9 protein-coding genes are annotated in these 14,415 nt (G+C 38.1%); 5 read left to right on the top strand and 4 right to left on the bottom strand.

Annotated features, from left to right (window positions below; all coding sequences use genetic code 11):
* Positions 1-108: 108 nt before the first annotated feature.
* Together QUE35_RS03285 and QUE35_RS03280 are read right to left on the bottom strand one after the other, a co-directional pair.
* The gene (locus QUE35_RS03285; RefSeq protein WP_009319523.1) at positions 109-1,227 is read right to left on the bottom strand and encodes an AI-2E family transporter; all 1,119 of its coding nucleotides are present in this window, start codon (positions 1,225-1,227) and stop codon (positions 109-111) included.
* A 54-nt stretch (positions 1,228-1,281) separates the two neighbouring features.
* Entirely contained in the window at positions 1,282-1,866 is a 585-nt protein-coding gene (locus tag QUE35_RS03280; protein ID WP_009319522.1) for a thymidine kinase, read from the bottom strand.
* Between the two features lie 171 nt (positions 1,867-2,037).
* Between QUE35_RS03280 and dacB the strand changes: the two genes are divergently transcribed.
* The 5 genes from dacB to QUE35_RS03255 all read left to right on the top strand — a co-directional run bounded on the left by dacB (position 2,038) and on the right by QUE35_RS03255 (position 8,956).
* The gene (gene dacB / locus QUE35_RS03275; RefSeq protein WP_022601101.1) at positions 2,038-3,498 is read left to right on the top strand and encodes a D-alanyl-D-alanine carboxypeptidase/D-alanyl-D-alanine endopeptidase; all 1,461 of its coding nucleotides are present in this window, start codon (positions 2,038-2,040) and stop codon (positions 3,496-3,498) included.
* Between the two features lie 1,049 nt (positions 3,499-4,547).
* Positions 4,548-5,822, top strand: coding sequence for a DUF3575 domain-containing protein (locus QUE35_RS03270; RefSeq protein WP_022601102.1), 1,275 nt, complete (start codon positions 4,548-4,550; stop codon positions 5,820-5,822).
* Between the two features lie 5 nt (positions 5,823-5,827).
* Positions 5,828-6,130 (top strand): hypothetical protein, encoded by a 303-nt coding sequence (locus tag QUE35_RS03265; protein ID WP_147404920.1) that lies wholly within the window; start codon positions 5,828-5,830, stop codon positions 6,128-6,130.
* 15 nt (positions 6,131-6,145) lie between these two features.
* Entirely contained in the window at positions 6,146-6,907 is a 762-nt protein-coding gene (locus QUE35_RS03260; protein WP_022601104.1) for a DUF6562 domain-containing protein, read from the top strand.
* A 27-nt stretch (positions 6,908-6,934) separates the two neighbouring features.
* Entirely contained in the window at positions 6,935-8,956 is a 2,022-nt protein-coding gene (locus QUE35_RS03255; protein ID WP_022601105.1) for a DUF6562 domain-containing protein, read from the top strand.
* A 340-nt stretch (positions 8,957-9,296) separates the two neighbouring features.
* Here the strand turns inward: QUE35_RS03255 and QUE35_RS03250 are convergent, their stop codons facing one another.
* Together QUE35_RS03250 and QUE35_RS03245 are read right to left on the bottom strand one after the other, a co-directional pair.
* Complete coding sequence (locus QUE35_RS03250; protein ID WP_022601106.1) at positions 9,297-10,595, bottom strand: glycoside hydrolase family 99 protein; 1,299 nt, start codon at positions 10,593-10,595, stop codon at positions 9,297-9,299.
* 196 nt (positions 10,596-10,791) lie between these two features.
* A complete protein-coding gene (locus QUE35_RS03245) occupies positions 10,792-14,148 on the bottom strand; it encodes a glycoside hydrolase family 2 protein (protein WP_022601107.1) in 3,357 nt (1,118 codons plus the stop codon).
* Between the last annotated feature and the right edge of the window lie 267 nt (positions 14,149-14,415).

Genomic DNA, 14,415 nt, shown 5'->3' with positions numbered 1-14,415 from the left:
CGGAATATAGCGTATGATACAGCACTTATGGGGCTTATTCCCTGATTATAATCGGTTTATTTTTGAATTGATTTATGAATATTTTTTGTCGGAAAATTTAGATATACTCTACGATATTTTTCGTATATTTTTTTTCTTTTCTTTTTCAGGATTTTCTTTTAAGATGTATTTTTGATAATAAGCCAACACGAGCGATGTGAGAGGAAGTGCTATAATCATGCCGATAACACCGAGCAGAGTTCCCCATATCGATAGAGATAGAAGTATAATTGCCGGATTTAATCCTGTGACATGTCCCATGATGCGAGGGACGAGAATTATATCTTGAATTAACTGTACTATGATGAAAACAGCCATGCATGCTGCGAACAAAAGCCAAAAGTTTTGTCCCGATTCAGAGGCTTTTATCAGACATAACAAAACTGTCGGGATAACTCCGATGATTTGCAGGTAAGGCACCATATTTAGTAGTCCGATAAATAATCCCAATACGATAGCAAGGGGTAGTCCGACGATAAGAAATCCGATACTGAAAAGAATGCCGACTAAAAAGGCAACGAGAGACTGACCTCTGAAATACCGGTTCATGCTTACTTGCACGTCGGTGAGTATTCCTAATACAGTTCTGCGGTAACGGCGAGGAATGAGACCTCGAAAGCCGACGATGATCTTTTCATAATCGAGTAGGATAAAAAACAGATACAACAATACTATAAACCAACTTACAATGGTGATAATTTGGTTTACCGATCCGGTAAGAAAAGACCAGGCTTGAGTAACAGTTGTTTCGATCAATTTTTTCCAGTCTTCTTTATTCATCATTTGTGCGATCTGTTCGAAATCGATTTTTTCCCGGATATAATCGTGCCAACTTTCAGGAAGAAAAGGTATCGTATTATCCGTTGATATATAATTATGAATGAGAATTTTCATTTTATCCATCTCTTCTATAATAGATGGTATGAAAATCCATCCGAGCAATCCGAAAAAAAGAACGACCGACAATAAAGTTGCCGAGATCGCAACTACTCGGTTCTTGATGCGGCATTTATTATGAAAAAATTCTACAATCGGATGCATGAGGTAGGCCAGTAGCCATGCAACGAGAAATGGTAGAAGTGCACCTTTCAGCAAATTTATCAGATAGAACGTTCCGACAAGAATTGCTATACTGAATATGATTCGGGTAACCCGGTCAAAAGTGTAAGGACGGCGTGAAAGATACATGATTGCTCGATTTTAATTATACTTGATAATGAATTGATATAACGGGTGTGAAATCTATTCTTGCGATGCATGTTTTTTATTATAGCACGTACGGCAAAGTGGCTGATATTCTCCTTTTTCACCCAATAAAACTCTTTTATCATTGTCTATAAGTCGGTGGGAATAATTAGCTAAATGCCCGCATTCTACACAGATGGCATGAACTTTGGTCACTTCATCGGCAATTGATAACAAATAGGGCATAGGCCCGAAAGGTACTTTTTTAAAATCCATATCTAATCCCGCTACGATAACCCGTGTTCCTTGATCGGCAAGCTGGTTGCAGATATCGACGATGCCCTGATCGAAAAATTGAGCTTCATCGATACCTACGACATCTACACCGCTTGATAGTAATAGTATGCTTGCAGAACTGTCTACCGGAGTCGATTGTATGGAATTGCTGTCATGAGACACGATCTCTTCTTCCGAGTAGCGTATATCGATGGACGGCTTGAAGATTTCGACTTTTTGTCGAGCTATTTTTGCACGTTTGAGCCGTCTTATCAATTCTTCGGTTTTTCCTGAAAACATCGATCCGCAAATTACTTCTATGCGGCCGCGTTTATGGGTTTCATAGTTTTCTTCAGAAAATAACATTTCGATTCTCTTATATTAAATAGTTCAAGAAGTTTTATATCTTGAAACAAATGTACGATACTTTTTTATTTTTTTGAACTATCCATTTCGATTTTGAGATATAAAATCGGAGTAAGATTGTATATTCTTTGAAAATCGGTTATTTTTGTTTTGAAAATCAGACATTTTAATATGAGTGCGATTATAAAACTAAAATATATTATTGTTTTCCTGTGGTCGGGATTGTTCTATTTTTCTTATGCCGGGATGGGTATGTCTCGTTTTGTATCTTTGCCTGAATTGCGTTCTGCATCGGTAGGTTTTTGTATTATGGATATTGAAACGGGAGAAATAGTATCATCTTATGACTCTCAACGGTTACTTCTTCCGGCTTCGGCATTGAAGTTACTGACATCGGCAACAGCTCTCGGAATATATGGGGGAGAACATCGTTTTTATACTGATGTACAATATTCGGGGCATATCGGAAAAGACGGTGTGCTTTATGGTGATTTATATATTCAGGGGTGCGGAGACCCTACATTGGGTTCGGAATATGGTACACGTCGGGTTTTTGATTTCCGGAATCGTTTGTTGAAAGAGCTTGAAAATGCAGGTATTCATCGTATAGAAGGGTGCATTATTGCCGATGACAGCCGGTTCGACACAGAAGGAGTTTCGCCAAAATGGCTATGGGAAGATGTCGGGAATTATTTTGCGGCAGGTTGCTATGGCATTAATTACAGAGATAATACTTATCGTCTGATATTGCGTTCGGGGGCAAAAGGCTCGACGCCTGTTATTATCGGAGTAGAACCGGAAATATCCGGATTAAGTTTTTCTAATCATCTTGTTTCGAGCAGTAATGCGATTGATAGTGCCTATATATATGGAGCTCCTTTTTCTTTACGAAGGTATATTTATGGGAGTATTCCTGAAAAACAGGATCGTTTTGTCATAAAAGGAGATTTACCTGATCCTGCTTTGTTTTTTGCGAATGAAATGGCGTCTTTTTTAAAAGCTTCCCGAATCAAAGTAGCAGGTACTCCTGTAACGATGCGTATATTGAATGAAAATAACAAAACAAAACCTTTATCCGATAGGTCTATGCTGTTTCGTTATTCTTCAGACCGTTTATCTGATATTATCCGTATTGTAAATCATAACAGTAATAATTTGTATGCCGAAGCTTTATTGCGTTGGATCGCTTTGTCTCGTTATCCGGAAGCATCGGTATCGAAAGGTATCGAGGTATTGAAACATTTTTGGAAAGAGAAAGGAGTATTTGGGGATGATCTTGTTATGTATGACGGTAGCGGTTTGTCTCCGGTAAACCGTATCTCTGCCGAAATGTTATGTCGGGTACTCGATTTTATGGCTTCCGATAAAAATTTGCAGACAATATTTTATTCTTCGTTACCGTGTCCGGGAGTAAGTGGTACGGTACGTTCGTTTTTGAAAAATTCGTCTCTTTCGAAAAGAATGCGATTGAAAAGCGGCAGTATGGCACATGTGCAAAGTTATGCCGGATATTATGATTCAGGGAATAAAAGATATGCTGTGGCTATTATTGTAAATAACTTTTCCGGCTCTCGTTCTTATTTGCGTCGTGTGTTAGAACAGATGTTCGAGGACGAATTAAAATCATTATAACTTTGTCGTTTTTTGAAATAAGCCGATTTAAATTTTGTTTGGTCTGATTTGAGCGTTTTTTTGAGGATGTTCTTTTGTTTTTATGAGGATGATAGTAGCTTATCTGACGAATAAGAGCGAAAAAGTAGACTGAGAAAGTTTCAAAGTTGAACTGATAAGATTTCTGTATTGGAAAATCTGAATAGCTTTTCAGAATACAAATAAAATAATAGATGTTTTATTATATTTGTAAATTATTAACCTTAAAGTGGCTTCTGTGAAAAAAGCTTGAAAAATAGATATATAAATATAGGGGAAAATTTGTTTTAATAGTTTTTTATTATTGCGGATATTCTATTGCAAATATTGTCTTTACCCTGTATTTACTTTTATTTTTATCATAAGAAGAACAAGAATTCATAGTTTATTTGTCTGAATTCTTACGTTTTTTTTGAATATTATTAGAAGAAATTATTGGCCAACTCACATGAACGTTTGTTAAAACGCAAATAATTTCTAACTTTGTGGTGTCGGAATTGGAGTAGAGACTTTTTATCCGATATACATGTTAGAGAAGCGTTTAGTTTTATCCTCGCTTTGAAAATCGCCAATTTTTAAAACATTGAAGGATAAACAGAACAAACGTTCATGCTTTTCCATTATAATCACGAGAGTGAATATATAAGGTTAGGCGTGGGTTGGCTGTTTATTTCAATGTGGGTGTTTGGCGATACCTCAAAGCGAGTAAACTGACAAATTCCCACGCTTTTTTTATGTTTTGTTTTATCTTAAGTGAAACTGCTGATTTGGGGAATTTATGGCGAAAAATCTTTAGATCATGAAAATAGTTTTGTCATTTAAGATGAAGAGTCCGATACATGGTTTACATGAATTAGTTGTGGCAGTAAATTCTTTGATGAAGTCTGTTGGTATCGTTAAAGCCCATACCTCTGGGAGTTATCTTAATAAATCTATTTTTTAAATTCATCTTGTTATTATTAAAAATTAATAAATGGCAAAAGTTTTAACTGCTTGTCATTTAGTCGAATCTATTATTATATAATTGAATTGTGAAAAGATATAAAAAAAAGTGGGGCTTATTGTTGATAACTGCATTATTTTTATCGGGTATTGTATGTGCACAGGGAACATCCGAGACTCTCACTTCGTGCTTGAATAAAAATTACCCTGATTATGTGATTTTTTTGTCAGATAAAAAAATCGATTCTGTTTTTTATTGTGCCAATACTTCGATAGCCCCGGTTATTTTTAAAGTAAATAAGTACAAATTGTATCCCAACAAACAGTTGGATAGTATTGCTGATATATTACGACGAATACAACAAGATACTATAATCCGCTTGTCGCATGTATGGGTCGGAGGAAGTGCCTCACCAGAAGGACCTCCGAGCTGGAATCATCGATTAGGTGAGTATCGTTCGCGGGCTCTTGCCGATTTTTTGTTACAAGAAACCGGTATTCCGGAAAGTAAACTTAAGGTTGAAAACCTTTGTGAAGATTGGTATTCGTTCGAAGTTGCATTAAAAAATGGAGCGCAGATTCCCAATAAAAGCAAGGTTCTTGATATTTTAACAAAAGAGACTGATAACGAACGTCGTAAAAAACAGATTAAAGCTCTTGACGGAGGATATACTTGGCAACGGATTATTCAGGACGTGTTTCCTCCATTCAGAAATGCACGCATTGCCATTGTCTGTCTGGAAGAGCAATTTCCTCTGCCTCCGGTATCAAAAAATTTACAAGTTGCAGAATCTCGCATGCCTGACTTGAATCCTGCTATTTCTTTTTCTTTACAGCCGTCACAACAAGAAAAATGGATAATTGCTATTAAGTCGAATTTATTGTTTGTTGCGGCATTGACCGCTAATTTGGGTATTGAAATTAGTCCGTTTTCTCATTGGTCTTTTGATTTACCGGTGTGGTATTCTCCATATAATATTACTCCAGAGCGAAAGTTGCGTTTATTGGCTGTACAACCGGAAATACGCTGGTGGTCGAAAGAGGCCATGAAAGGACATTTTATCGGTTTGCATACCCATGTCGCCGGTTTTAATGTAGCAATTAATGATCATGGCCGTTACCAAGATCCTAACCATGCTTTGTGGGGAATGGGAATCAGTTATGGTTATGCTGTCGATATCGGTAAAATGAAAAGATGGACTTTAGAATGTAATATAGGGGCGGGTTTTGCTGAATTTGATTATGATGTTTACCGTAATTGGAAGAATGGTCCGAAATTTCGTTCAGGGTCAGACTGGTATTGGGGTATAACGAGAGGAGGCGTTTCGATATCCTATAAATGGTATAAACAACGGAAAAGGTAAAGAATATGAATGGAAGAAATCTAATGATTGCTGTATTATCCGTGTTTATGGGGTTAATGATGGCTTGTGATGCGACTGTTCATGAGTATCCTGTTCCCGATAAATCGTTTGTTGTCATAGAACCGAATGTTGATCGGTTGCCGCCTCTTTATTATAAAGAAGTTTTTTATGATGAAGAATGGAATTGTACGATTAAAAATCTGGAAGAAGAACACTCCAAACCGTATATCCCGGATGAAGATTTTGCAATGCGCATTATTCTTGATGTTTATGAAAAAAAATCGGGGAAGAATAGAATCGTGCAGTAGAAAATCGAGCGACGAATGCTTTTGGTTGATAAAGACGCATTGCCTCCACAAGATACAATACAAGTTTATTTGCCGAAAGGTGACTATCAAGTATTAGCGTGGGCAGATTATGTTTATAAAGATAATCCGGTCGATCGATTTTATCAGACTGATATGTTAACGTCCATTAAGACGAATACGGATATTTATCCTGTTAATACGCATCATCGAAGTACCGCAGTCGGTCAGGAGATGTTTACGATCGGTTCAGATTTTGGGCCAAATAGTTTTTCCTTTGAAGAATCCGGAACTTTCTCTTCTATGGTTATTCCGGTTATGATGGAAAGACCTTCAGGACGTTACAGAGTGATTGCATCCGATTTTGACGATTTTATCCGGGCTGGAGGTACACTGGAGGGGTTGACTGTAAAAGTAATTTATAAACAATATATCGGAGTCGGGTATAATGTAGAAGCCCGAAAACCGAATCTGTTTACGACGATGTATAGTTTTAATACGATTCTTTCTCAAATAGTTTATGATGGAAAAGAGGCGGTCTCTTTGTTCGGAGATTATTTATTTACTGATTGGGAAAATGAAACGAATATTTTGGCCGATTTTTATTTTTTCGATGCTTCAGGAACAGAAATCAGCCATTGTCAGAATATCGAAATTCCTTTGAAGCGTAATCATGAGACTGTATTGAGAGGATTCTTTCTTACTCGAAAAATAGGCGATGGTAATAACGTGAATATCGATGATAGTTTTGATGGAGAATATGTAGTGGAGATCAACTAATATATTGTTTAACAAAAATGTAATTGTATGAGAAAATTTAAAAATTTAGTTATGATCGGATTTTGTTTGCTATTGGTAGCGTGTCAATCAGAAGACTTGTTTACTGATGCTCCGGTCGCTGCAGGAGAAGGAAATGTAAATTTTACGGTTTCTGCCCCTGATCTTTTACAAATGACGCGTGCAACTTTAGGTGAAAATAGTAATAGTATGCATGGGGGAATCACTAATGTAGATTTTGCAGAATATGATTTGCGTTATCAGTTAGCGGTTTATCGCATAGATGGGGAAGGGGAGAATATCTCTTATACGCAGGTAATTTCTCCTCAGAAAAAAGTTGTGGATAGTTATCAAGCTGTCAATTATTCTTTACGTCTGACTCCGAACCGGAATTATAAATTTGTAGTTTGGGCGGACTTTGTAAAGCAGGGTACTGATACGGATTTACATTATGAAACCGGTAATTTTGAAAATATTACTTGCATAGACGACGTCGATAAACAACTGAATGATGAGAGTCGGGATGCCTATTTTACGACAGAAGAGATTACGGTTGGTAGTGACGGGGTCATGAAAGATTTGATATTGAAACGTCCTTTTGCAAAACTTCGTGTTGTCGCTACTGATTGGGGTGTATATAATCTGGAGATGCCGGATAATTTTAAAATAACTTATTATGGTTGTAAACGCTTTACTAATATTAATGCAGTGACCGGTTTATCTGAAGGAACAGATTTGGCAACTGATTTAACGGCAGTTACTGAAATTTATACAGGTTCGATTGATAAATCTCAAAAGGACTATGCTTTAGGTTATGATAAAAGTGTGAATAACCGAACCTTGACGGTCGATTATTTAATGACCGATGCAACGGAACAGACTCCTATTCATTTCAAGTTCGAAGCATTGGACGGTACTTCGCTTATCAGTTCACATGATTTAAAAACAGATATTCCCATTCAACGCAATTGGTTAACAACAGTAATGGGTAATATTTTAACTACGGACGCGCAGTTAACTATCTCTATTGATGAAAATTTTGAGAATGATTGGATTGATGCTGAAGAATGGTGGAATCCGGCTGTAATTGAACCGAAAGAACCTGTCTATGACGAGAGTACCCGAACTTATCATATCTATACGAGAGAAGAATTTGCCTGGCTACCGGATAATATCCTTGATATGATTACTAAAAAAGACGAGAGCGGTAAGTCCGTGAACGTTTCTATCCTATTGGAAAACGATATCGATATGAGCGGTGTTGAATGGAAACCTATTTATACTTCAGGAGAACCGACATACACAGTAGATGGTCAAGGGCATACTTTAAGGAATTTTTCTTTAAACGGAAAATTCGGAGCAGTGTATGAATATCAGATTTGGGGTATTACTCTCGGTAAATATAATGCGTATACGGGAGTTTGGGGTAAGTTTGAAGGTGTAATGAAGAATTTGACATTCGAGAACATTACTATTAATGGACTTGCCGATGATGAAGTGCATACGGATGTTGACGGAAATCCGATAGATCATAGTAAAGAATATGCTTATTTTGCCGGTTGTGTGGGATATACCGGAGCAAATTATAGTACCGTTGCTCAATTTGAAAATGTACATGCAAAGCATATACATATTAAAGCCTCTACGGGTTTGACTACCCAAAATGTCGGAGGTCTGATCGGGTGGATCGGTGTAGGCGGAGGAGCTACTTGGTTAGATAACTGTTCTGCCAAAGATATTTATTTAACTGGTTATCAGGCTGGAGGATTAGTTGGCCAAATTGTCGGTGGAAGGGGTGTCGCTATTAAAAATTGTCAGACGGAAAATATCCATATCCGTTTGAGAAGCCGTTCGGGAATATCAGGATTTATTGGACAATATAACGATGGTGCAGGATCGAAAATAGAAAATTGTGTTTATCCAGTACATGTTGAATATATCGATGATAAAAATGGAGTATTGACAGATTATGAGCCTGCAAATAATTATTATGGTTCATGTAGTAAAAATAAAGACAAACTTGTCATAACTGCCCCGATTACTTTACCATGATACAATTGTGGGGGTGTGCTGAACTAAGGTAAAGTTATAGATTGTAACTGATAAACATAAAAAGTCGTATCACTACTTGAAATGAAGTGCACCCCAAAAGTTTTGTGTCTAACTTTTGGGGTGCACTTCAAAAATAGAGTTGATACGGCTTTTTTATAGTCAATGGAAGGAATCAAGTTTTAAATTGAAAGTTTCTCTTAAATTGGGTTTTGGTACATTTTCATATTTATTTTCAGTTGATAAAGTTATAATAAAAAAGGACTGTCTAAACAATAATAGTTAAGACAGTCCTTTGACGTGTGTAGTTGTGTATTTTTGTGTGTGAATTGTATATCTTTTTTTAGTTTCGTTCCGGCATTTTTTTTGTCAGAGGTATTTCTTTTCGTAACATTTGAGTCGCTTTACCGGTAAGCCATAAATAATGATCCGAAGGTTTTCCGTCCATTCCGATAAATTGAGATATTTTAGTTACAGGAGGTGTATCGGTACATTTAAATATTGCAGTACCTTCGTCTATTTCATCGAACATCGCCACATAGATCATTTCACCTCCGGCTTTCATGGCATTATACATTTGATCCCAGAAAAATTTTCCTCCTTGGCGCGGTATCGAACCTGAAGGCTTTATATCATCGGGAAATTGAATCGTACTTAAATTGTGCCAACTAAATCCCGGAGTAACACAAGGTACATAATCTATTTTGTTCTTTTTACACCATTGGATATCGGCTTTGGTCTCGTCATGATAACGGTCCATATCGTTATGTAATAGTGGTGTGTAGCGTTGTACGGTCCAAGGTAATAATAAATCTGCTTTTTTGATTATCGTATGCAGATAAGGATCGTTGGTACAGTCAAAATTCAAGTCGCGCCAAGCTGTAGGAACTCCTAACATTACAGCACAGCCTCCATATACCGGATCATTTTGTAAGAAATCGATTAATTTTTCTATACCTATTTCATTAACCTTATATGGACGGTCTGTAAAGCCTAATCCCCATATGGCAACTACCGGTTTTTTGTTGTGGTGCAGATATGTTTTATTCCCGTTTTGGTTTGTAACATTTAGTTTATCGACCAGATATTTCCAGTCTTCGATAATAACCGAGCAATCTTCTTTTTTGTGCCTTAATCCTGACAAGTCGTACATAATAGCTATGGCTCGATCATATTTCGAAGCAGCGTCAAATGCATTTTTGAGAATGATATCGGGTAGTGATTGTTCACCTCTTCCCCGTGCATAATCAAAAAAGCGCTGCATAAATACTCCGTCTATGCCATATTCTTTCATCCATTTGAAATGGAGATCTGTCGTGCTGGCATCATAGGAACTGAAAATACGGGCTGTAGATCCATCGGCATTTTTAAATTCTGTGGGATAAGTTTTTGAATATTCCCGTACATCAGGCCAAATATCTATGTGGCAACTTCCGTCTTTAAAACCGTTTTTACCCGCCATGTGGCGGAATCCTCCGCTTTTTCCGTCCTCCGGAGTTCCGAACCAACCTTGATATCCCGCCATAATCATCCCTTTATAACTTGGATATTTGGTCTCTTTGGCATGTTTTGTTGCACCTTGCATGGTCGGGATCATAAGGTAAGAACACATTGCAAGAGTTAAAATTTTCAGCACTTTCATTTTTTATTTTTTGTCGTGTCGTTATTAAATTTTGTGCTTCAAAGGTATTTGGGAACACTTAATAAAAGGACATTAACTCTATTAACAGAAGTATAAAAAAGCGATTAAATTGATTTTTTCACTTGATTAATAATAAAAACCGCTCTTTTTATAATGAAAAAAAGCGGTTTTTATTATTTCTAAGAGAAATCTCTCTTTAAGGTTTTTCTAATACCGAATCCATTTCTTCGGCAAGATAATCCGGTTGATTACAGATTAAACGTCCGTTGAAGAACCAACCGCCTCCGCCTTGAATAGCTTTGATAAGGAAGTGATTCCAGCCTTGGTGCAAAGGCAACCCTTTTGATACGGCTTTACCACCTTCGATAGGGCCTTCGCGAAGATTACTGATGATCATTTTTCCGTTCAACCATACTTGTACGGCATCATCAGCAGCTACTTCGAGATCGACGACAGGCATGTTCGGTTCTATAAGCAGGTCATCTAATGGTCTCGGGCTGAATACCCAGAAACTCATGTATGTTTCGGCATTTTGAGTAGGTCCGTCCAGTTTTGCTTGTTTAAAATCTATCAGACCGCTTTGTGAATGGTATTTTTTCCAAGCTTTCCCATCGAGCATCGTATTTTCCTTAATACCATCGGCTTTCGATAAATCTACACGATTAACCTTTCCTGCCTCTTTTACAGAAGCGACAGGATAACTGCCACTCATTAGAACACGTACGATTTCTCCTGATTTCAATAACGGTTTACCTGAGTCGCTACCTGATCCTAATTCAATGCCCATATTGGTAAGAAGTGCCCGAACGGCTTTTTCTGCTTTAGCGCCACGGGGTGCAGCAGGAATAGTCGTAACGACCAAGTTTCCTTGTCCCATTTTCTTTTTGAGCATTACGACGCCTTCGGGTTTGCTTTCTTTTTCGGTACGTAAAATCATACCTGTCTTGGCATATTCCGGTTGTTTATTCCATTTCGTCCAGTCGGTATCGCATGCCTTGAGCAATGTCGTGCTGTTTTTTACTAAAGAACCACCTAATCCGACGGTCGTAAATTCTGCCGGATGTAATTCAGAGAAATAGAGATCGGCTTCGGTAAGACCAGAAGTAATATCGTCCGGAGTACCGAATACCAAAGACGTTGCTTTACGATCGGTTATTACTACCGGAGACGGTAATATTTTATTCAGTTCATTTACTTTTTTCGGATCAGCTCCCCAAACAACTACCGTACCGCCTTTAGCATATACTTTTTGCATAACAGATGTAGCATTTGCCGGAATATTTGCACCATCGATGATCAGCAGTTCGGGTACGGTTTCGGTATCCATTTTCTTTACAGGAATGCCGGTACGGAACAATTCACTACTTAATTTACCGTTTTCGGGTAATATTTTTATCGATTTTACTTTTTTCACGTTAGCGGCTTTTGCCGGAGTTACGTTTTTGACAACCCATTTGCATGGTTGCATAGGTTCGGCATTTGCTGCTTTTATTGCATCGAACATCGGCCAAGTTTTATATAGAGGCAGAGACGGGTCGTAACCCGGATTAACAGTTGTGCTGTATGGTCCGATACGTTCCGGTTGAACTCCGGGTTTCCCTTCTACGAAAGAAGTAAATGCTATACCGTCTTTTAATGTGGGAGCTTTTGTCTGGTCTTTTAATCCGAGAGGCAGAGGTTGTAGCCCGTACCAAATTAAATTAAATACGCTTCTATAGCTGGCGTTGTATTTACGTTGGTTTGCTAATGAGTTATAAGCATCTACGGCAACACTTTCCATACGTCCTTCAAATGAACGGTAAGCTCGACCTCCGTCTTTTGCTGCGTTAGAAACTTGTTCAGGAGTTCCGTAATATGCATTACAAGCTTCTCCGACACCCCAAGGTTTTCCACTTTCATAAGCTCTTTTCATAGCTCCTTCTCCACCGTAGTGAACCATGTAGAACGGAAGTAGTCCGCGACCATCGTCTTCCCCGTCAGCGGAAGCCCATGCACGTGAAGGATCATATTTGAAACAGATGTCAGACCAAATTTTGAAATGTTTTACCAAATTGTCTTCTAATCCCGGAGCATTACGCATGACACCACGAATAATAGGCATGATTTCGTTCGAAACACTCCATCCGAATACCGAAGGATGATTGCGGTCACGCAATACGAGTTGTTTCATGTGTTCTTCACTGCATTTCCAGAATTCTTCACTGCCTAGTTTTTGACCTCCGTCACTGGCCCACATCGCGCTTTCGTCCAATACTAATATACCCATTTCATCGGCAACATCGAGATAGAATGATGGGAACGGTTGTGCGTGCAGACGAACAGCGTTGCAATTAGCATCACGCAATGCGGTGTACCAGGCCCAAGGATAACGACGTGTCATTTGGGGAATGCCCATATAATGCCATGAATCTCCTTTTAAAACAAAAGGTTTACCGTTCAACCAGAATTTTCCGTCTTTCAGCTCGGTTTGTCTCCATCCGAAACGGGTGTATTTGCTGTCGTTTGTCTTTCCGTTTACCGAAGTTCTTACAACCAGGCCATACAAATTGGGAGATGAAGGCGACCATAATTTTAATTTATTGTCAACGGTCGTTTTCAGTGTCGTTTTTATCTCTTTTCCTGCAGGTATGGTTACTTTTTGAGTCGGCATTTGCAATGCTGCTTGACTTCCTAACTGAGAACTTGGATTTGCGGCTGTAAGAACAGTTTTCCCTGCTTTCGAAATCCATGGGTAGGCCGCTGCGCTGATATTTACTTCAACCGATTTATTTTCATCATTGCGAAGTGTCACTTCAACTTCTAATGTGTTTTTATTTACGATAGGTTGAATATATACATCTGCTACACGGGTTTGAGGCAGGGCTACGAGATAGACATCTTGCCAGATTCCGGCGATGTGTTGTCCCCAGAATGAACCGCCTTGATATGTTCTCCGTCCCAACGGACTTTTTCTGTCATCGAAAAGAGACGATTTTTGAATACCTACGTTAAGAGTATTTTCCTGTCCGAATTTGACGGCATCGGTAATATCTATGTCGAAAGGCATGAAAATATCAAAATTGTCGCCTACAGCTTTTCCGTTAACATATATATCTGTTTTCCCGGCAACAGCTTCGAAGTGGATTTGAATTCTTTTACCTTTCCAAGAAGCCGGAACGGTGAACTTCTTCTGTAACCATCCCATTTTTATCGATTCCCATTCTTTAGGGTAACTCGGATATGTGCGGTGGTCTCCACCTAATCCGTTTTTATCGGCAAAACTGTTGACATTCCAAGGTGACGGAATGCGAATCGGGGTTTTGCTGAATCTTACTTCATTTACTCCGGGTAAAGCTGGTGCAGGGGTTTCACCTTCTTTGAACCCAACCGGTAATTGTACAGGGGCAAAGGCCCATGTGCCGTTTAGGCAGATTTCTTCTCGATAAGGTTTTTCTACCGGTTTGACCCAATGCTCCGAAGGAGCGAACTCCATACTGCTCTTTATTGTCTGTCCTGTTATAGGAACAGCAGCAAACAACAAGCATAATGCAGTTAAAAAACTGTGTTGTTTCATAATGATTTATTTTTGTTAGTGTGTATTAAAAAAAATAATATTTCGATTTAATGTCCACAAAATAAGAAGGAGTGTATTAAGTAATCTCATTTTTCACGATTAAATTTGAACTAAAAAAATATTTATGTGCTTTTTAATTTCTATTTTTATGAATAAATATTTTTTTGGATACTGTCATTGCCTGTTTTATAATGAAGTTTTAGAGGAAGTTCAAATTTCCCGATAAGGAAATATTATTCGGTCTTTTTCTCATTTTTACGCTCAAGA

It is taken from the genome of Coprobacter fastidiosus, assembly GCF_030296935.1.
GTDB lineage: Bacteria > Bacteroidota > Bacteroidia > Bacteroidales > Coprobacteraceae > Coprobacter > Coprobacter fastidiosus.
This window is presented reverse-complemented; position numbering and strand designations above follow the sequence as displayed.

Coding starts and splice junctions, on each gene's coding strand:
- QUE35_RS03285 (WP_009319523.1), bottom strand. CDS start 1,227: ATGTATCTTTCACGCCGTCCTTACACTTTTGACCGGGTTACCCGAATC.
- QUE35_RS03280 (WP_009319522.1), bottom strand. CDS start 1,866: ATGTTATTTTCTGAAGAAAACTATGAAACCCATAAACGCGGCCGCATA.
- dacB (WP_022601101.1), top strand. CDS start 2,038: ATGAGTGCGATTATAAAACTAAAATATATTATTGTTTTCCTGTGGTCG.
- QUE35_RS03265 (WP_147404920.1), top strand. CDS start 5,828: ATGAATGGAAGAAATCTAATGATTGCTGTATTATCCGTGTTTATGGGG.
- QUE35_RS03260 (WP_022601104.1), top strand. CDS start 6,146: ATGCTTTTGGTTGATAAAGACGCATTGCCTCCACAAGATACAATACAA.
- QUE35_RS03255 (WP_022601105.1), top strand. CDS start 6,935: ATGAGAAAATTTAAAAATTTAGTTATGATCGGATTTTGTTTGCTATTG.
- QUE35_RS03250 (WP_022601106.1), bottom strand. CDS start 10,595: ATGAAAGTGCTGAAAATTTTAACTCTTGCAATGTGTTCTTACCTTATG.
- QUE35_RS03245 (WP_022601107.1), bottom strand. CDS start 14,148: ATGAAACAACACAGTTTTTTAACTGCATTATGCTTGTTGTTTGCTGCT.